The 19205-nt window shown below is 69.7% G+C and carries 17 protein-coding genes, 1 tRNA gene and 1 pseudogene; 5 read left to right on the plus strand and 14 right to left on the minus strand.

Going from position 1 to position 19205, the window contains the following annotated elements:
- Position 1: 1 nt before the first annotated feature.
- Entirely contained in the window at positions 2-2140 is a 2139-nt protein-coding gene (locus IEY12_RS02230; RefSeq protein ID WP_188877968.1) for a thioredoxin domain-containing protein, read from the minus strand.
- A 154-nt stretch (positions 2141-2294) separates the two neighbouring features.
- Between IEY12_RS02230 and purD the strand changes: the two genes are divergently transcribed.
- On the plus strand, positions 2295-3584 hold the full coding sequence (gene purD, locus IEY12_RS02235) for a phosphoribosylamine--glycine ligase (RefSeq protein ID WP_188877970.1): 1290 nt from the start codon (positions 2295-2297) through the stop codon (positions 3582-3584).
- A gap of 54 nt (positions 3585-3638) precedes the next feature.
- Positions 3639-4091 carry a ferritin-like domain-containing protein gene (locus IEY12_RS02240; RefSeq protein ID WP_188877973.1) on the plus strand — a complete coding sequence of 151 codons (453 nt, stop codon included), beginning with the start codon at positions 3639-3641 and terminating at the stop codon, positions 4089-4091.
- A gap of 85 nt (positions 4092-4176) precedes the next feature.
- Here IEY12_RS02240 and IEY12_RS02245 read toward each other — a convergent pair whose 3' ends face one another.
- The 5 genes from IEY12_RS02245 to panB form a co-directional block, all read right to left on the minus strand.
- On the minus strand, positions 4177-5469 hold the full coding sequence (locus IEY12_RS02245; RefSeq protein WP_188877980.1) for a 5'-deoxyadenosine deaminase: 1293 nt from the start codon (positions 5467-5469) through the stop codon (positions 4177-4179).
- Positions 5470-5607: 138 nt separating this feature from the next.
- Positions 5608-6624, minus strand: a complete 1017-nt coding sequence (locus IEY12_RS02250; protein WP_188877983.1) for a ring-cleaving dioxygenase — start codon at positions 6622-6624, stop codon at positions 5608-5610.
- Between the two features lie 126 nt (positions 6625-6750).
- The gene (locus tag IEY12_RS02255) at positions 6751-9027 is read right to left on the minus strand and encodes a CDC48 family AAA ATPase (protein ID WP_188877987.1); all 2277 of its coding nucleotides are present in this window, start codon (positions 9025-9027) and stop codon (positions 6751-6753) included.
- A complete protein-coding gene (locus tag IEY12_RS02260) occupies positions 9024-9275 on the minus strand; it encodes a DUF7127 family protein (protein WP_188877991.1) in 252 nt (83 codons plus the stop codon). The genes IEY12_RS02255 and IEY12_RS02260 overlap by 4 nt, the downstream gene beginning before the upstream one ends.
- Before the next feature lie 204 nt (positions 9276-9479).
- Positions 9480-10292, minus strand: coding sequence for a 3-methyl-2-oxobutanoate hydroxymethyltransferase (gene panB / locus IEY12_RS02265; protein ID WP_188877993.1), 813 nt, complete (start codon positions 10290-10292; stop codon positions 9480-9482).
- Between the two features lie 69 nt (positions 10293-10361).
- On the opposite strand from panB, the gene IEY12_RS02270 reads away from it, so the two are divergent.
- Positions 10362-10631 carry a DUF5822 domain-containing protein gene (locus IEY12_RS02270; RefSeq protein ID WP_188877996.1) on the plus strand — a complete coding sequence of 90 codons (270 nt, stop codon included), beginning with the start codon at positions 10362-10364 and terminating at the stop codon, positions 10629-10631.
- A 9-nt stretch (positions 10632-10640) separates the two neighbouring features.
- On the opposite strand, the gene IEY12_RS02275 is transcribed toward IEY12_RS02270, so the two are convergent.
- Entirely contained in the window at positions 10641-11216 is a 576-nt protein-coding gene (locus IEY12_RS02275) for an HAD family hydrolase (protein WP_425433157.1), read from the minus strand.
- Positions 11217-11374: 158 nt separating this feature from the next.
- Between IEY12_RS02275 and cysE the strand changes: the two are divergent.
- Positions 11375-11887: pseudogene (cysE, locus tag IEY12_RS02280) on the plus strand (serine O-acetyltransferase); the annotation flags it as partial.
- A 509-nt stretch (positions 11888-12396) separates the two neighbouring features.
- Here the strand turns inward: cysE and IEY12_RS02285 are convergent.
- From IEY12_RS02285 to IEY12_RS02315, 7 genes are all read right to left on the minus strand, one after another.
- Positions 12397-12930 carry a helix-turn-helix domain-containing protein gene (locus tag IEY12_RS02285; protein ID WP_188878000.1) on the minus strand — a complete coding sequence of 178 codons (534 nt, stop codon included), beginning with the start codon at positions 12928-12930 and terminating at the stop codon, positions 12397-12399.
- A gap of 385 nt (positions 12931-13315) precedes the next feature.
- Positions 13316-13400, minus strand: a tRNA-Leu gene (locus IEY12_RS02290).
- A gap of 422 nt (positions 13401-13822) precedes the next feature.
- Positions 13823-15004, minus strand: coding sequence for an orc1/cdc6 family replication initiation protein (locus IEY12_RS02295; protein ID WP_188878002.1), 1182 nt, complete (start codon positions 15002-15004; stop codon positions 13823-13825).
- Between the two features lie 360 nt (positions 15005-15364).
- A complete protein-coding gene (gene purF / locus IEY12_RS02300; protein ID WP_188878004.1) occupies positions 15365-16849 on the minus strand; it encodes an amidophosphoribosyltransferase in 1485 nt (494 codons plus the stop codon).
- Between the two features lie 270 nt (positions 16850-17119).
- Entirely contained in the window at positions 17120-17293 is a 174-nt protein-coding gene (locus IEY12_RS02305; RefSeq protein ID WP_123075920.1) for a 50S ribosomal protein L37e, read from the minus strand.
- The gene (locus tag IEY12_RS02310; RefSeq protein ID WP_123075918.1) at positions 17290-17484 is read right to left on the minus strand and encodes an LSM domain-containing protein; all 195 of its coding nucleotides are present in this window, start codon (positions 17482-17484) and stop codon (positions 17290-17292) included. Before IEY12_RS02310 ends, IEY12_RS02305 begins: the two co-directional genes overlap by 4 nt.
- Positions 17485-17589: 105 nt before the next feature.
- A complete protein-coding gene (locus IEY12_RS02315; RefSeq protein WP_188878011.1) occupies positions 17590-18651 on the minus strand; it encodes a M20/M25/M40 family metallo-hydrolase in 1062 nt (353 codons plus the stop codon).
- Between the two features lie 183 nt (positions 18652-18834).
- On the opposite strand from IEY12_RS02315, the gene IEY12_RS02320 reads away from it, so the two are divergent.
- Positions 18835-19152 (plus strand): hypothetical protein, encoded by a 318-nt coding sequence (locus IEY12_RS02320; protein WP_188878014.1) that lies wholly within the window; start codon positions 18835-18837, stop codon positions 19150-19152.
- Positions 19153-19205 lie beyond the last annotated feature (53 nt).

The raw sequence follows: 19205 nt of genomic DNA on the forward strand, positions 1-19205 counted from the left end.
GCTAGCGGTACTCTTCTAGCCACTCGGTGAGCGCGTCGGTGTCCGTGACGGGCGGCGAGCACGCGCGCCGGCAGACGTACGCGGTCGGGCCGTCGCGTGCCTCGCGCCCGGCCCAGATCGGCGGCGCCTCGTCGAGGCCCAGTCGGTCGAGCCAGCCGTCGAGGCCGCCCGCCGTCGGCGGACGCCGCGAGAGCAGGCGGTCGGGGAGGTAGCGCGCGGCGACCGCGTCGCGCCACGCGTCGGGCACGTCGTCGGCGGCGACCGTGAGTTCGAGGTGCCCCCGCTCTCGCTCGGCCGCGGCGAGGACGAGCGACGGGTGCGTGAACCCTCGGTTCTCGACGGTGTCGGCGTGCGTCGCGAGGACGTCCTCGACGACGGCGCGATACTCGCCCTCCGGTCGGAACGCGGCGAGGGCGTCGAGCACGGAGACGGCGACGCCGGTCGGCGAGGGCGTCGAGCGGTCGGCGAGGTCCTGCGGGCGCGCGAGCAACTGCTCGCCGCTCGCCGGCGTGAAGTAGAGCGTGCCGTCGTCGTGGAATTCGGCGACGAGCGCGTCCGCGAGGTCGCACGCGAACGCGAGGTGCGCGACGTCGCCGGTGGCCTCGTAGGTGGTGAGCGCGCCCGCGGCGAGGAAGGCGTAGTCCTCGAGGTAGCCGTTCCCCGAGGAGGCGCCGTTCGCGTAGCGCCGGGCGAGTCGGTTCGTCTCGCCGTCCCAGAGGTGGTCACGGACGAAACCGAGCGCGTCGGCGGCGCGTTCGGCGTAATCGGCGTCGAGGACGAGGCCGGCCTCGGCGAACGCCCGGATCGCGAGGCCGTTCCACGCGCCGATGACCTTCTCGTCGCGCGCGGGCCGCGTGCGCTCCGTGCGGGCGTCGTAGACCTCCGCGTGGGCGCGATCGAGGCGCTCGCGGGTTTCCTCGACCGACATGCCGAGGTCGTCCGCGACGGTCGAGAGGTCGCGCCGGCGCGTGAGGACGGTCGACCCCTCGAAGTTACCCGATTGGGTGACGCCGTAGTACGCGCCGAAGACGGTGGCGTCCGCCGGGTCGTCGACGGCGTCGCTCACCTCGTCGAGCGTCCAGACGTAGAACGTGCCCTCCTCGCCCTCGCTGCGGGCGTCGAGCGTGCTGTAGAACCCGCCCTCGGGGTGGGCGAGCTCGTCGGCGAGGAAGTCGAGCGCGCCCGCCGCCACCTCGCGGTAGCGGTCCGTACCCGTGAGCTGGTGGCCGGCGAGGTAGACGCGCGCGAGTTCGGCGTTGTCGTACAGCATCTTCTCGAAGTGCGGGACCGTCCATTCCCGGTCCACGCAGTACCTGTGAAACCCCCCGCCGAGGTGGTCGTAGAGGCCACCGGCCGCCATCGCGTCCAGCGTCTCGGTGGCGACGGCGCGCGCGGCGTCGGCCGGTCGCTCCTCGTCGTCGGCAGGGGCGCCGGTGCCGTCGCTGTCGGTTCCGTCCGCGTTCGCGGCGGCGCGCAGGAGGACGTGCAGACGGCCGGGCTGGGGGAACTTCTGGCCCTGTCCCCACCCGCCGTGCTCGCGGTCGGCACGGCGGACGCCCTCGCGCGCGGCGGCGTCCAAGACGTCGCTCCCCGGCGGTTCCTCGGCGGGCGTCGGGACGTCCTCGACTTCGCCCTTCAGGGCGTCCGCCCACTGGTCGGCGCGCTCCTCGACGGCCTCGCGTTCGCCCTCCCAGCGCTGGTGGAGCGACCGGAGGACGTCGCGAAAGCCGGTCTGGCGCTCCGTCGACTCGGGCGGGAAGTAGGTCCCGACGTAGAACGGGCGCTTGTCGGGGGTGAGCCAGACGGAGAGCGGCCACCCGCCGCCGCCGGTCGCGAGCTGGGCGACCGTCATGTAGAGCTCGTCGACGTCCGGGCGCTCCTCCCGGTCGACCTTCACGGGGACGAAGTGCTCGTTCAGGTAGTCGGCGATGTCGGGGTCCTCGAAGGACTCCTCGGCCATCACGTGACACCAGTGGCAGGCCGAGTAGCCGATCGAGAGGAAGACCGGGACGTCGCGCTCCTCGGCGGCCTCGAAGGCCCGGTCGTCCCACGGCTGCCAGTTCACGGGGTTGTCCGCGTGCTGCTGGAGGTACGGACTCGCCTCGTCGGCGAGGCGGTTTCGGTCCGTCGGGTCGCTCATGTGGTGGTGATTGCGCGGCGACGCGGGTAAAGGGTCGTGCGTCGGCGCTCCCCGCTCCGGGAGCCGGTACCGCCGCCCACAGTACGCACGTCCGTGAACACATCGTGGCTCGGCAAGAGCAACCTTTACACCGGTGTGCTTTCTCTCTCCGTCCATGACCGAGACCGTCCTGCTGGTCGGCGGCGGCGGCCGCGAGCACGCCATCGCGCGTGCGCTCGCCGACGACTGCGACCTCTACGCCTGCGCGTCGAACCGGAACCCCGGCATCGTCTCGCTCGCCGAGTCGGTGGAGACGCTCGACGAGAACGACCCCGACGCCGTCGTCGCGTACGCCGAGGAGGTCGGCGCGGACCTCGCCGTCGTCGGCCCCGAGAGCCCGCTCGCGGCGGGCGTCGTGGACGCCCTCGAAGACGCCGGCATCTACGCCTTCGGCCCGAAGCAGGCCGAGGCGCGCATCGAGACGGACAAGCAGTTCCAGCGGGAGTTCATGGCCGAGCACGACATCCCCGGGACGCCGTGGTTCGAGACGTTCGACGACGCGGGGGACGCGGCGTCGTACGTCGAAGAACTCGGTGAGGAGGGCGAGGACGCCGCCGTGAAGCCCGCGGGCCTCACGGGTGGGAAGGGCGTTCGCGTCACCGGCGACCAGGTGACGCACGCCGAGGCCGCCGACTACGTCCGCGAGAGCGGCCACGACGAGTGGGTCGTCGAGGAGCGCCTCGTCGGCGAGGAGTTCACGATTCAGGCGTTCGTCGCGAACGGGCAGGTTCGGACCACTCCGGCCGTTCAGGACCACAAGCGCGCCTACGAGGGCGACGAGGGGCCGAACACGGGTGGAATGGGCAGTTACAGCGACGTCGACCTGACGCTTCCGTTCATGACGCAGGCGGACTACGACGCCGCCGTCGACGTCATCGAGGCGACCGTCGACGCCCTCGGAGGGTATCGCGGCGTCCTCTACGGCCAGTTCATGCTCACCGACGCGGGCCCGAAGGTCGTCGAGTTCAACGCGCGCTTCGGCGACCCCGAGGCGATGAACACGCTCCCCGTCCTCGAGACGCCGTTCCTCGACGTCCTCACGGCCGCGCGCGACGGCAACTCCCTCCCCGAACTGTCCTTCTCGGGCGAGGCCACCGTCTGCAAGTACGCCGTCCCCGAGGGCTATCCCACGGACCCGGAGGCGGGCGCGGAAGTGACGCTCGACGAGGAGTCCGTGGGCGAGGCCCTCCTCTTCTACGCGAGTGTCGACGCCCGCGAGGACGGCGTCTACACCACTACCTCGCGCTCGTTCGCCGTCGTCGGGCGCGGCGACTCCATCGCGGCCGCCGAGGAGCAGGCTGAGTCCGCCCTCTCCGGGCTCGGCGAGGGGTTCCGCGTCCGCCACGACGTCGGCAAACCCGACCTCGTCCAGCGGCGCATCGACCACATGGACGAGCTTCGCTAACGCGCCACACCCCCGGCCCCTGCTTATACGTACCAGCCGGGAGTAGCGTCGCACATGTCCAGTACCGAGGTCACCCGACTGCTGAAGAAGGCGTATCAGGACGAGATTGAGACGGTCATGAACTACATGTCGAACTCCATCGTCCTCGACGGCGTGCGCGCCGAGGAGATCAAGGAATCCCTCCAGGCGGACATCCAGGAGGAGCTCGGGCACGCCGAGCAGCTCGGGAACCGCCTGAAACAACTCGAAGAGGCCCCGCCCGGCTCCGGCGAGTTCGAGGCCTCCCAGCACAGCCTCCAGCCGCCCGAGGACACCACGGACGTCCTCTCCGTCATCGAGGGCGTCATCGAGGCCGAGGAGGACGCCATCGCGACCTACCGCGACCTCATCACGGTCGCCGAGGAGGCCGACGATCCCGTCACCGCGGACCTCGCGACCACGCTCCTCGCCGACGAGGAAGCCCACCGCACCGAGTTCCGCGGCTACCGCAAGGAGTACAAGAAGTAGCGCGGCCGCCGGGACCGGCTCTCCGAGACGCGAGTGAAGTGCATGCGAACCGACGCGACGCCTCGCCGTCGCGGGCGGCCTCTTTTCAGAGTTCCGCGGCGTACTCGCGCGCGCTTGCGAGCGTCGCCGCCGCGTCGAATCCCGGGTAGTCACCGTCCTCGTAGCGGACCTCGCCGTCGACCATCGTGAGCGCGACGTCGTCGCCGTGCGCGGCGTAGACGAGGTGCGAGTGGACGTCGTGGATCGGCGTCGAGCGCGCGCCGTCGGCGTCGAGGCAGACGAGGTCGGCCGCCCATCCCTCGCGGAGTTCGCCGACGCGCTCGAAGCCCGCCGCCTCCGCGCCGTTCCGCGTCGCCATCTCGAAGACGGTCTCGGCGGGAACCGCGGTCGGGTCGAGCGAATCGACCTTCCCGAGGAGGCTCGCCTGACGCATCTCCGTGAAGGCGTCGAGCGTGTTGTTGCAGGGCGGGCCGTCGTTCCCGAGCGCGACGTTGATGCCGCGTTCGAGGTAATCCTCGATCGGGGCGATGCCGGACGCGAGCTTCATGTTCGAGGACGGGCAGTGCGTGACGTGCGTGCCGGTCTCCGCGAGCACCTCGCGCTCGGTCTCGTCCGTCCAGACGCAGTGCGCGAGCACGACGTCCTCGCCGGTGAGGCCGACCTCGTCGAGCCAGTGGACGTTCCGCATCCCGGTTCGGTCCTCCACGGTCTCGATCTCGTCGCGGTTCTCGCTCGCGTGCGTGTGGATGCGCACGCCGTCGTAGGCGTCCGCGAGGTCGCGCGCGCCGCGCAGGCACGCCTCGCTACAGGTGACGGCGAAGCGCGGCGTCACCGCGTAGCGGACGCGGTCGTCGAACGCGCCGTGGTACTCGCGAATCAGGCGCTCGCTCTCGGCGAGGCCCGCGTCCGTGGCCTCCTCGAGGCCGTCCGGGCTCGCGGTGTCCATCAGGACCTTCCCCATGCGGGCGCGGATACCGGTCTCGCCGGCCGCCTCGAAGGCCGCGTCCGCGTGGTGCACGGAGAGGTGGTCGACGACGGTGGTGGTGCCGGAGGCGAGACACTCGAGGTAGCCGAGCTCGGCGGCGACGCGCATCCCCTCGCGGTCGAGGCCGGCCTCCATCGGGAGGACGGACTCGAAGAGCCAGTCGAGGAGCTCGGTGTCGTCCGCGATGCCGCGCCCGAGGCTCTGCACGGAGTGGACGTGCGCGCCGACGAGGCCGGGCGCGACGATGTCGTGGTCGCGGCGTTCGTGGTCGGCGTACTGTTCGACGAGTGCCTCGCGCTCGCCGACGGCCGCGATCCGGTCGCCGTCCGTGACGACGGCGCCGTCCGCGACGGCTGTCTCGGCGTCCACGACGACGGTCCCCGTGAGTAGCATCCGCTCCCTCTCGGCGGTCGGGGGACAAAAGCGTGGGGGATAGCGCACCGTGGCGGCGGCCGGTCGGCAGACGACGCCGGCGGGCGGCGGCCGTCGCGGCAGCCGTCGCACGTCGGGCGGTCCGCGCCGGTCGTCGCGTCAGTCGTCGGCGGCGTTCACTTCGTCCTCGGCGTCCGCGTCCGCCGAGTCGGGCTGCGGGATGGTGATCTCGGGGAGGCCGGCCTCGATCTGCTCGCGTCGGTCCTCGAACTCCCCGGGGAGGACGAGGCGGCCGCCGAGGTCGTCGAGCGGTTCGTCGCTGTCGTAGCCGGGCTCCTTCGTCGCGAGCTCGAAGAGGACGCCGTCGAACTCGCGGAAGTAGACGGAGCGGAACCAGTGCCGGTCGATCTGCTGGGTGGGACGGAGGCCCATCGAGCGGACGGCCGTGCGCATCTCCGCCTGCTCGTCGTCCGTGGGCGTCTGGAAGGCGACGTGGTGGACGGTCCCGTGGCCCTGCCGGGACGCCTCGACGGTCGGGAGCGTGTCGACGTACTGCCCGACCTCGCCGGCGGCCGCGAAGCGCGTCCGCCGGTCGCCGGGCGTGTCACCCTCCGCCTGCTCGGTGCCGACTTCCTCGAGCCCCATCGTCCGCAGGAGCTTCTGGGTCGGCTGGGGGTCGGTGAGCCAGAGCGTCACCGAGTGGAAGCCGCGAATCGCGTGCTCCTCGGGGACGAACGCCGTCCACGGGACGGTCGGGTCGTCCTCGGGAATCTCGACCGCGACGAGTTCGACGGGGAGGCCGTCCGGGTCGCGGAACGGCAGGACGGTCTCGCCGAAGCGAGTGACCCGGTCGTCGTAGTCGACGCCGTAGTCCTCGAAGCGCGCCTCCCAGAAGTCGAGGCTCCCCTCGGGAACGCGGAAGGCAACTCGGGAGACCTGCCCGGATCCGACCTTCCCCTGCGACATCTCCTCCCACGGGAAGAACGTCATGCTGGTCCCGGGTGTCCCCTCCGCGTCCGCGAAGAAGAAGTGGTACGTCCCGGGGTCGTCCTGATTGATCGAGCGCTTCACGAGGCGGAGGCCGAGCGTCTCCACCCAGAAGTCGAGGTTTCGCTGCGGGTCGCCCGCGATACACGTGACGTGGTGAATGCCCGGCGTCGGGTTCGGGTCAGCCATACTTCGAAAAGGGCACAGAGGGACTTCAGTCCGCGCTAACCCCCGTGTCACCACCCCGAGGGTCGGGGCGCGAAGCGGTAGCTCTGTGGCGGGTGAACGAACGGCGGGACGGGAAAGAGGACGGCGTTACTGGAAGGCGGTGCCGTAGCCGGCGCGCTCGCCCTCCTCGACGGGTTCGGCCGTCTCGAAGCGCTCCTCGATTTCGTCGTACTGCTCGCGGACCTCCTCGTCGACGCTGGCGTGGACCTCCTCGAGCGCCTGCTCGAAGTGCGCCATCGTCACGCGGACGTTCCCGACGGAGTCGGCGGCGTCCTCGGGCGAGACGGTGTTGACGAACTCGCGCGTCGCGGCCATCGTCGCCTCGCGGACGAGCGCTTCGAGGTCCGCGCCGACGAAGCCCTCGGTGCGCCGGGCGACCCGGTCGAGGTCGACGTCGTCGGCGAGGGGCTTGTGCTCCGTGTGCACGTCGAGGATGGCGCGACGGGCGTCGCGGTCGGGGACGGGCACGTGGATGTGGCGGTCGAGACGACCCGGCCGGAGGAGCGCGGAGTCGATGAGGTCCGGGCGGTTCGTCGTCGCGACGACGACGACGTCCTCCAGGTCCTCGATGCCGTCGAGCTCCGTGAGGAGCTGACTGACGACGCGCTCGCCGACGCCGGAATCGCTCTGGTTCCGGCCGCGCTGGCCGGCGATGGAGTCGATCTCGTCGAAGAACACCACCGTCGGCGCGTTCGAGCGGGCCTTCTCGAAGACCTCGCGAACGCCCTTCTCGGACTCGCCGACGTATTTGTTGAGGAGCTCGGGGCCCTTCACCGAGATGAAGTTCGAGTTCGCCTCGTTCGCGACGGCCTTCGCGAGCAGGGTCTTCCCCGTGCCGGGCGGGCCGTAGAGGAGGACGCCCTTCGCGGACTCGAGGTCCATCGACTCGAAGACCTCGGGGTAGTCGAGCGGCCACTGGATGGTCTCGCGCAGGCGCTCCTTCGTGTCGCCGAGGCCGCCGACGTCCTCCCAGGTGACGTCCGGCACCTCGACGAACACCTCGCGCATCGCGGACGGCTCGATGCCCTTCAGCGCCTCCTTGAAGTCGTTCTCGGTGACCTGGATGGACTCCAGTATCTCGGCCTCGATCTCGTCGGACTCGAGGTCGAGTTCGGGACGGATGCGTCGCAGGGCGTTCATCGCGGCCTCCTTGCTGAGGCTCTCGATGTCCGCGCCGACGAAGCCGTGGGTGTTCTCCGCGAGCTCGTCGACCTCGACGCCGTCCGCGAGCGGCATGCCGCGCGTGTGGACGTGGAGGATCTCCGTGCGGCCCTCCTGGTCGGGGACACCGACCTCGATCTCGCGGTCGAAGCGCCCGCCGCGCCGGAGCGCGGGATCGACGGCGTCCACGCGGTTCGTGGCGGCGATGACGATGACGTCACCGCGCTCCTCGAGGCCGTCCATCAGCGAGAGGAGCTGGGCGACGACGCGGCGCTCGACGTCACCGCCGGCCTCCTCGCGCTTGGGCGCGATGGAGTCGATCTCGTCGATGAAGACGATGGCGGGGGCGTTCTCCTCGGCGTCGTCGAAGACCTCGCGGAGCTTCTCCTCGGATTCGCCGTAGTACTTGCTCATGATCTCCGGCCCGGAGATCGTCTGGAAGTGCGCGTCGATCTCGTTCGCGACGGCCTTCGCGATGAGCGTCTTCCCGGTGCCGGGCGGCCCGTGGAGCATGACGCCCTTCGGCGGCTCGATGCCGAGCTGCTGGAAGAGCTCGGGGTGGCGCATCGGGAGCTCGATCATCTCTCTCACTTGCTCGAGCTCGTCGTCGAGGCCGCCGATGTCCTCGTAGGAGACGTTCGGCGTGCTGTCGCCGCCCTCCGCAGTGCGGCCGCCGGAGATCTCCTCGGCGGGGATTTCGCTCACCTGAATCTCCGTGGAGTCGGTGACGACGACGGTGCCGTCGGGTTCGGTGCCGGCGATCTTGATGGGGATGCGCTGGCCGCTCATCTGGCCGAAGCCGCCGAAGCCGAACGGGACGCGGATTGTCTGCCCCGTGGTGACGGCCTTCCCGGAGAGCCGGTCGTGGACGTACGGCGAGATGTCCCCGCGAATGCGGAGGTTCTGCGGGAGCGCGACGCTGATGGACGTCGCGGGCTTGACGTCCGCCTTCTCGACGGTGACGCCGTCGTCGATGCCGACGTCGGCTTCCTGTCGGAGGTCGCCGTCGATCCGGATGACGCCCTCGCCCTCGTCCTCGGGGTAGCCGGGCCAGACGCGCGCGATGGCGCGGCCGTCCCCGCTGCCCTCGATGACGATGTAGTCGCCGTTGTCGAGGTCGAGTTCCTCCATCGCGCGCCGGTCGACGGCGGCGAGGCCGCGACCCGCCTGGTCCTGCTTGAGGGGTTTGACCGTCAGTTTCATCGGTCCACCTCGACGGTGACGACGCCGTTGTTGATAAACGCGCGGGCGACTTCCCCAGTCGGGAGGTCGATCTCGTACTGCGCGTCCTCGCCGTCGCCCTCGACGACGAGGATGGCGGTGCCGTCGACGACGTCGACGCTCACCCGCTCGTCGGCGAAGGACGTGTCCGCGACCACGACGGACTCGTCGGTGTAGTCGTAGCGCTCGACGGGCCCGCTCTGGTCAGTGAGTGTATTCTGGGGGCGCATTGTTGCTAACCATAGGTTAGGTGTTGAAGTATATAAACCTGTCGCAGAAAACGGCCGTTTGTTATAAACAACGGGCAGGGCGGTAGAATTGCGGTCCACACTCAGTATCGGCCACGCGGTCGCGTTCGTGCCGACCCACGCGGCCACGCGACCGCCCGGTGACGGCGCCCGCGAACCACCCGGCAACAGCGCTTGCAGCCCCCCTCAGAGGTCGTCGAGGTCCGCGTCGCCGTGGCCGTGCTCCGCCGCCGGGAACTCCCCGTCCTCGACGGCCTCGCGGTAGCCGTCGACGGCCTCGCGCATCTCGGTGGCGACGTCCCCGAACTGCTCGGCGAACGGCGGCGCGCGCTCGGAGAGTCCGAGGACGTCCGTGATGACGAGCACCTGCCCGTCGGTGTCCGGGCCGGCACCGATGCCGATGGTCGGGATCGCGAGCGCGTCGGTGATCTGCGCGGCGACGTTCGCGGGGACGTGCTCGACGACGAGGCTGAACGCGCCCGCGTCCGCGTGGGCCTCGGCGAGCTCCAGCACCTCGCGGGCCTCCTCGCGCGTCGTCGCACGCCGACCGTAGCCCCCGTACTGCTGGACGTGCTGGGGCGTGAAGCCGAGGTGTGCCATCACCGGGATGCCGAGGTTCACGAGGCGCTCAGTCAGTTCGACGGTGTGCGGGCCGCATTCGAGCTTCACCGCGTCCGCGCCCGCCTCCGAGAGCAGACGACCGGCGTTCTCGACCGCGTCCCCCTCGTCCGCACCGTAGCTCAAAAAGGGCATGTCGGCGACGACGAGCGCATCCTCGACACCGCGCGCGACCGCGCCCGCGCGAGATTCGACGTCCGCCATCGTCACGGGGAGCGTCGAGTCATGGCCCATCACGGCGTTCCCCATGCTGTCCCCGACGAGGACGACGTCCACGCCCGCCTCCTCGACGATGCGCGCCGTCGGCGTATCGTACGCCGTCAGCATCGTTATCGGGGCGTCGTCCTCGCCGTGCGAGCGGATGTCCTGCACCGTGGTCATACGGGTGTGTATCGCCGCGCCGTCGTTAAATACGCGGCCTTTATGCGCGCCGCGCGCTGACGGACGCGTGTGCCAGAGGTAGTCGAGGAGACGGACCCCGAGGGCGTCGACTACGGGTGGGTGATGCAGACGACGTTCGTGCTCACCATCGTCGTCGGCGCGCCCGTCGTCGCCGTCGTCTTCGCCCTCAGCGGCGTCGCGGTCCCGACGTGGACGGCGAAGGCGTCCTTCGCGCTCCGCGTCGGCGCCGTCGTCTGGTTCCTCACCGCCGTCTGCGTCTATCTCTACGCGCGACGCCTCGACGTCGCCACGGACGACGCGGACGCCGACGCGGAGTGAGGGCGGGGCTCAGACGTACCGAAACCCCGTCCCGGCGCGGCGCGCCGTCTCGGCGTCGCGTTCCGCGTCGCCGACGAAGACGACTTCGTGGGGTTCGAGACCGAGCGACGCGACCGCGCGGAGTAGGGGTTGGGGGTCGGGTTTGCGCTCGCGGCCCGCGAGGCTGTCCCGGCCGACGACGTCGCGCACGCGCGAGAGCAAGCCCTCCCGTTCGAGGGCGATGCGACACGCGCGCTCGCAGTTCAGCGAACAGACGGCCGCCGGGAGCGTGCCGTCGCCGAGTTCGTCCGCGTGCGGGAGGCGGCGCGCGCGCTCGGCGCCCGCGCGCTCGTGCTCGCTGATGAGTTCCTCCGCCGCCTCGCCGACGCCCGCGTCCTCGGCGGCCTCAAGGAGTTCCCACGTGACCAGCCCGTCCGAGTCGACGCCGGCCTCGGCGAGGAGCGCGTGCAGCTCGCGCTCGACGGCCGCCCAGTCGACGGCGAGGTCGACGAGCGTCCCGTCGAGGTCGTAGACGACGCCCGCGTACGACGCCGCGTCCCCGCTCGCCGTCTCCGCGCCCGGCGGGTCGATCTGCTGGTCGGTCACGACCGCTCGTTGCGCCTCGGCGGGTATAGCGCCTTCGGCGTACTCGACCGGAAGCGCTGGCCTTTTGGCTCGGCCGAGCACACAGAGGGGCATGACGAGACACGCAGACGGCCGTGTCGCCTCCGCGACCGGTCGCGCCCGCTACGGCGGTGACCGCCGTGCTTAGTTTCGGCCGCGTCCGGACGGACGTCGCGGCGGTCCTCGAGAAGGACCCCGCCGCGAAGAGCCGTCTCGAGGTCCTGCTCTGCTATCCCGGACTCCACGCCGTCTGGGCGCACACGTTCACGCACGCGCTCTGGGAGGGCGGCTATCGGCTGGTCGCGCGCCTCCTCTCCCAGCTCGTCCGCTGGCTCACCGGCGTCGAGATCCACCCCGGGGCGACCATCGGCGAACGCGTCGTCATCGACCACGGGATGGGCGTCGTCATCGGCGAGACGGCGGTCGTCGGCGACGACGTCCACATGTATCACGGCGTGACGCTCGGCGGCGCCGACAAGCGCCCCGTGAAGCGCCATCCGACCGTCGGTGACGGAGTCACCATCGGCGCGGACGCGACGCTCCTCGGCGACATCGAGATCGGCGCGGGCGCGAAAGTCGGCGCGGGCGCGGTCGTCACCACGGACGTCGAACCGGACGCGACGATGATCGGCGTCCCCGCCGAGCGCGTCGACCGCACTCCGAAAGCGGACGTCGAGGACGTCGCGACGCCGGACGACGGCGACTCCGCGACGGCGGAGCGCGACGGTGGCTCGGTCTCGAACGCCGGCGACGCGGACGGCACGGACGACGCGGACGTCGGGAAGCACTGACGGAGACGGCGTTGGAGACCGCGAGAGGGACGGTGTCGTGGTCCGAGGGACGTCGTGATTCTGTTCGACGAGCGTCCGTGGTCTTCGGTTGTTCTCGCGGGAGAAGTGTGATGGCGGCCGGAACGGCCGCGCGTGGCAGGTTTCGGGATGCCGCCCGGTCATGAAGAACGCCGGTCTGGCGTCACTTCCGTATATATACCGATTTATAATTAATCTTCCGTTCGGACGCCGGGTGTCCTCCGGCGGTGCATCGACCCCGGTGGTCGCGACACGCCGAAACGACGACCGGTAACACGCGCCGAGAAGAGGTCACGCCTCGGTGACGCCGTGGCTGTGTGGCGTCGCGTGGCGTCCGACGGCGGCGACGCGGGCTACTCGGAGAGCGTCACGCCGAGGCGCTCCTCGAGCGCGCGGACGACGCTTCCACCGACGCCCGCCTGCGTCGCGCGTCCCTGTTCGACGGCGAGCAGGTCGTTCTCGTCGACGTCGAGTTCCTCGGCGAGCTCGGAGAGCTGGAGCCCTTCCTCCTGTCGGGCCTCCTCGACGATCTCGCCGTAGCCCGAAACGAGATACGGGAGCCGGTCGTGCTCGTAGTTCGTGCCGTGTTCCTCCCAGTGCGAGGAGTCCCCACGGGCGGCGTCGAGTTGCTGGGCGGCCGCGCGAATCGCGCTGTTCTCCTCGCGCTCGCTCCCCCCGCTGCTCCCCGAGGACGAGCCCGAGTCCCCCTGGTTCTGATTGCGACGGCTACGCTTCTTGCTCTCGTCGAGGTCCGCGCAGCTCTGACAGACGGAGAGCTGGGCGCCCGCGACGGACGCCGTCGTGAGCGAGTCCGTCGACGTCCCGCAGAGCTCGCAGGTGCCGCTGCCGCTACCCCCGGAGGAGCCGCCCGTGGAGTATTTTGCCATACCCCCCGGTACGCGGAGGTACCATTTTAACCAAACGGTCGTGCTGAGCCGTCATCCACGAGAGACACCGAGAGACGACGCCGAATCCGGGTGCGACCGGATACCCATCGCCCAGCGGCCGGCGTACGATGAGTTCCCGGCGCGTGACACGCGTCGCCCGGACGACGTGGGAGACGTGGCCGCCCGGTGTCGATCGGATCCCCGTCGGACCCCGCTGCGCGGACGACGCTCGCGTCGCTCTCCGAGGGAGTCGACGCCGCCGGACGCCGGCTAGCGACTCCGCTCTTCGATAGTGGGTCAGTAGGAAGTTGTGCGTGGGTGATGTCCCGGGAGGGAAATCACCGTGCATCGCTTGACCCCGAGTTGAGGACTCGGGTACGTGCGATGCGTGGGACCGGATTTGAACCGGCGAACCTCTACAGGACAGCGCCCTCAACGCTGCGCCTTTGGCCTAGCTTGGCTACCCACGCTCGCTCGTGCGTTCGCATTAGTCTGTACCGCCGGGTTAAGTAAGAGACTTGCGATTCGACACCGGCGTGCGAAGCGGATACAGGGTCGGACACCCACCCGTTCACGGCGGTTTCCGCCGGAATCGACACGACACCCTCCCCCCGTTCTGCAAATGTTCTGGGTGGAGAACACAGAGGGGGAGGTGTGACCGCGCTCGACTCGATGCACCAGTGCCCCCTCCCCCCGTTCTGCAAGTGTTCGGGCGCACGGGCCACCCCCGTCGCGGTGCGCGACGACGACCACCGCCCCCACCCCCATTCTGCAAGTGTTCCGGGCGGAAAGGTGGTCGATGCGCAGACGGAACTCCGAGCGGAGAGCGGGCTTTCCACCGCAGGATACGCACCGCTCCCCGTTCACGCGATACGCCCGACGCCGCGATCTCTCACTCCTCGTCGCCGAGGACGGCGGTCACGATCTCGGGTTCGACGTCGAGTTCGTACTCGTAGTACTGCCCGCCGCCGCGACCGTGGTTCCGGTCGTACTGCGCTAAAAATCCGAGCATCGCGAGGTCGATGAGGTGGTCGTGGACGGAGCGCTGGCTCAGCGGGTCGGCGGCATTCTCCGCACAGACGCGCTCGTACATCTCGTAGGCCTGCTTCGCGCGCACCGGCGTCTCGCCCTCGAAGGCGATGTTGGTGATGGCGAGGAGCGTGTAGCGGCCGTGGGTCGTGAGGTCGCGAATTGAGTCCTTCACGCGGCCGCGTTCGACGCGGTTCTCGGCGGCGTCGACGTCGTTCTCCACGACGGTCTCGCGACCGTCCTCGACGGCGACGTTCGCGGCCTCGCGCAGGAGGTCGATTGCCTGCCGTGCGCTCCCCCGGTCCTGCGCGGCGAGCGCCGCGCACTTCGGGATGACCGAGGGGTCGAGGACGCCGTCCGCGAGCCCCTTCGAGGCGCGGTCCTCGAGGATCGTTCGCAGTTCGGTCGCATCGTACGGCGGGAACTTTATCTCGCGCTCGCAGAGGGTGTCCTGCACCTTCGAGGAGAGGTCGTTGCGGAAGGTGTAGTCGTTCGAGATACCCACCACCCCGACCTGCGAGTGTTCGATGTTGCCGTTCGCCTTCGCGCGCGGGAGCTGATAGAGGAGGACGTCGTCGTCGCCGAGGTTGTCGATCTCGTCGAGCACGACGAGGACGGTCCCCTCGCGGGCTTCGATCTCCTCGAAGAGCGCGGTGAGGACGTCCGACGTCGAGAGCCCGGTCGTGATGGCCTCGCGCTCGGTGTCCTCGCGGAGTTCGTTCACGAGGGCGATGGCCGCCTGGTACGAGGAGGGATGGTGGTGGCAGTTAACCTCCGCCACGTGGACGTCGTCGACGTCCGGACGTTGGTCGGCCTCGACGCGGAGCATGTCCATCATGTAGCGCGTCACCGCCGTCTTCCCGACGCCGGTCTTCCCGTAGACGAAGACGTTCTCCGGCTCCCAGCCGTCCACGACGTCCTGGAGGGCGTTCGCGTACGCCTCGATCTCCTCGTCGCGCTCGAGGATCTCGTCGGGCTCGTACTGCTGTTTCAGGACGTTCTTGTCCGTGAAGACGCCCGTGCGCTTGCGGAACGGCGTGTCCATCGCTGTCTGTCTCCGATTTCGGGGCGACCGCAATAAATGTACCCTTCTCGTGTTTCGGCTGTTTCGAGAGGTGTGTTCGTTTCGAGTGTTAGCGTGGGCGGCCCCGTCATCCTGTTACATCCCTCCTCCCGGCCCGAGGCGTACGGCGGAACATTTGCAGAACGGGGTGGGGGTGTCGGAGCAGCGCTGCGCTCGGATACCCACCTCCCCTCTCGGCGGGCCGAACATTTGCAGAACGGGGGGAGGGGGTCGGAAACTCGCGGCGACGACGAGCGACGCCACTCGTGAGGCAACGAGTGACTCGACAGAACCGGATCGAAACCGGCGGCGGAGTGGGCGAGAGACGGTGCGTGCGGGCGGTCAGTCGTCGGCGGGGACGTCGACGTCGGTTCCGACGTCGGGCCGGACGACGTCGCGGTCGGTCGCCTCGCCGTCGATATCGTAGGGGTACTCACCGGTCACGCAGCCGAGACAGAGGTCGGCGCGCGAGCGCCCGATGGCCTCCGTGACGGCGTCGATGGAGAGGTAGGAGAGGCTGTCCGCGCCGATCTCCTCGGCGATCTCCGCCTCGGACTTCTCGGCGGCGATGAGTTCGTCGCGCGTCGCCATGTCGATGCCCATGTAGCAGGGCGCAACGATGGCGGGCGCGCCGATGCGGACGTGGACTTCCTCGGCGCCGGCCTCGCGGACGAGCTCGACCAGCTGGTTCGAGGTCGTGCCCCGAACGATGCTGTCGTCGATGATGGTGACGGACTTGCCCTCGACGGTGGACTTGATCGGGTTGAGCTTCAGGCGGACCGCGCGCTCGCGGGCCTCCTGCGTCGGCATGATGAACGTCCGACCGACGTAGCGGTTCTTCATCAGGCCCTCGGCGAACTCGACACCGTCGCCGTCACCGGCCTGCGAGGCCTCGGCGTAGCCGGAGGCGAACGCGCGCCCGGAGTCCGGGACGGGCATGACGACGTCGCCCTCGACGCCGGACTCCTCCCAGAGCTTGCGCCCGAGTTCGCGGCGCACCTCGTAGACGAGTTCGCCGTCGATGGTGGAGTCGGGGCGCGCGAAGTAGACGTACTCGAAGAAGCAGTTCGCGGTGTTGTCGGGCTCGACGAGCTGGTAGGAGTCGAAGCCGCTTCCGTCCTCGCGGAGGACGACGAGCTCGCCGGGTCGGACGTCCCGGACGAGTTCGCCGCCGAGGGTGTCGATGGCGGCGGACTCGGAGGCGATGACGTAGCCACCGTCGATCTCGCCGATGCAGAGCGGACGGTTCCCCTCGGGGTCGCGAACCCCGAGGACGGTGTCGTCGTGGCTGATGGTGAGCGCGTAGGAACCGTGGATGCGGTTCATCGTGCGCTTGACGGCGCGCACGAGGTCCTCTTCGAGGAGGTTGCGCGCGAGGTCGTGCGCGATGACTTCCGTGTCGCCGTCGCTCGTGAACGCGTGCCCGGAGTCGGCGAGTTCGTCGCGGACGGCGTCGGCGTTGACGAGGTTGCCGTTGTGGCTCAACCCGAGCGCGCCGCCCTTGAAGGAGACGGTGAAGGGCTGTGCGCAGGACTTGTCGACGCTTCCGGCGGTCGGGTAGCGGACGTGGCCGATGCCCGTCGTTCCCTTGAGGGCCTCGACGTCGTCCTCGTCGAAGGCGTCGCCGACGAGCCCCATCTCGACGTGGCTGTGCTGTTGGAAGCCGTCGTGGGTGACGATCCCGGCGGACTCCTGTCCGCGATGCTGGAGCGCGTAGAGCGCGTAGTACGTGGGGAGCGCGGCCGCCCGGTCCTGGAGGGAGACACCGACGACGCCGCATTTCTCTCGCGGTCCGCCCTCTACCGTCTCGTCCCGCCGCTCGGTCATGGTTCTCTCTTGCGTCGCCATCACGTAAAACACCCGTGGTTGTGAATCTAATCGCCGATATACCTCCACGTGTATGCACACATGTGCATCATACTCGGTCGATGGACGGCGCGTCCGAGAAGCGTGAGCGGTGCTATCGGCGGACAGACGAGCGAGTCACGGAAGGGGACGAACGGCTACGAGAGACCGGTACCGAGCAGCCGTCCGAAAGCCGGACGACCGGCTACGCGCAGAGAGAGCGGGAGAGAGAAATCGACCGCAGCGAAGGACTTACTCGTCCTTCTTCGACTGCCAGTTGTAGCTCCGGCGCTTCGCGGACTTCCCGAAGCCACAGCTCGAGCAGACCTTCTTCCTGGAGTGGTACGACTTCTCGCCACAGCGGCGGCACTTCACGTGCGTCGTCTTGTTCTTCTTCCCCTGGCTCGGGGTGCCGGATCCAGTCATGGGTTAATCGTGACGACGTTATCGCCGCGTATAACCGTTATGTCTTCACCCTCCTCGGTGTTCTCGAGGACGAGGTTCATGTGCTGGTCGTAGCCCGTGAGGACACCCGTGAACTCCGTTCCGTCCTTCAGGACGACTGTCACGGTCTGCTCGAGGGAGGCCTCGAGGACGTCGAGGGGTCGGCCGCTCATACCACACCGAGCGCCCGTCTCACGCTTAAACGTACCGACTCGCGGCCCGAACGAAAGCCCTCCCTCACGGACCGCACTCGCGCCCCACACGCGGACGGCGCGCGCTCAGAACTCGACGGCGAACGACTCCCGGCCGGCTTCGCGGGCGGCGAGCGCGGCGAGGAGGTCGGCGGCGCGGTCGAGGTCGTCGAGGTCGACGACTTCGGCGGGCGTGTGCATGTAGCGGTTCGGCAGGCCGAGGTTGAGCGACGGGATGCCGCTGCGGGTCGTGTAGAAGGCGTCCGCGTCCGTCCCCGTCCGAATGCCGGTCGCCTGATACTGGACGTCGATCCCGTCCGTGCTCGCGGCGTCCCGGACCGCGTCGACGAGCGCGCCGTGGTTGCCCGCGCCGCGCGCGATGACGGGGCCGTCCCCGAGGCCCACCTCGTTGTGTTTGTCGCTCGGGAACTCGGGGTGGTCGGAGGCGTGCGTGACGTCGACGGCGACGGCGGCGTCCGGGTCGAGGTCGTAGCCGACCATCTTCGCCCCGGAGAGCCCGACCTCCTCTTGGACCGTCGAGACGGCGTAGACGGTCGATTCGGCGCCGCGCTCGGCGGCGCGTCGGAGGGCTTCGGCGGCGACCCAGACGCCGACGCGGTTGTCGAGGCCGCGCGCGGAGAGCAGCGACCCCTGGAGGGGGTGGGGGGTCTGCGCGATCGTCACGGGGTCGCCGACGGTCACGAGGTCGCGGGCGTCCGCTTCGTCCTCCGCGCCGATGTCGACGGTCATCGTCTCGATGTCGTCGTACTCGGTGTCCTCCTTGCCGCGGACGTGAATCGCGGCCTGCCCGACGACGCCGTTCACGGGGCCGCCGTCGGTGTGGACGTGGACGTGACGGGCCTTCGAGACGGACTTGTCGCTCCCGCCGACGGGCGTGAGGTGGAGGTAGCCCTCCGAGCTGATCGCGGCGACCATGTAGCCGATCTCGTCGGCGTGCCCGGTGAACGCGAACTCGGGGCCGTCGCCGCCGTCGTAGACGGCCACGGCGTTCCCGTACTCGTCGGTGTGGACCTCGTCCGCGAACGGCTCGACGTACTCGACCCAGACGCGCTGGGCGGGCGTCTCGAACCCCGAGGGGCTCGCCGTCGCGAGCAGGTCGTCGAGGAAGCGGCGCTGGTCTTCGTGCATACGTCACCCGGCGACCGGCGACGGCAAGAACCCAACGGTACCCGGGAACGCCGCCCACAGCGACCGCACGACGACCGCGCCCGCAGACGACCGCCTCAAACCGCCCGCGCCCACACGCCCCTCTCGTCTCCGACGGCCCCCGCCGCCGGAACCGTCTTGTGTCGCCCGCGAGAACACGCGACCATGGGATTCATCGACATCCACGTTCACGGCCTCGACGAGACCGACCTCAGCCTCTTCCGCTGGGACTTCTCGAAGGGCGAGTCGAGCGAGACGGACGAGGCGGGCATCGCGCCCGCGCCCGTGGAAACCAGGGACGAGTCGCCGGTCGCCGGTAACGACGCCGCGTCGAGCGGTGGGTCGCCAAAACTGGCCGCGCTCGGGCTCGTCGTCGTCCTCGGCTTCCTCGTCGCCACCGGCCTCCTCGTGAAGCGCACGCTCGGCGGGAGCGAGGACGCGCCCGTCGACGAGCGCGATGAACTCGAGGACATCGACGCCTGAGCGCCGCGCCGCGACGCTATCTGAGGACAAGGCCTTTCCCGGTACGGCGCGCA

The sequence above is a fragment of the Halarchaeum grantii genome, from assembly GCF_014647455.2.
GTDB lineage: Archaea > Halobacteriota > Halobacteria > Halobacteriales > Halobacteriaceae > Halarchaeum > Halarchaeum grantii.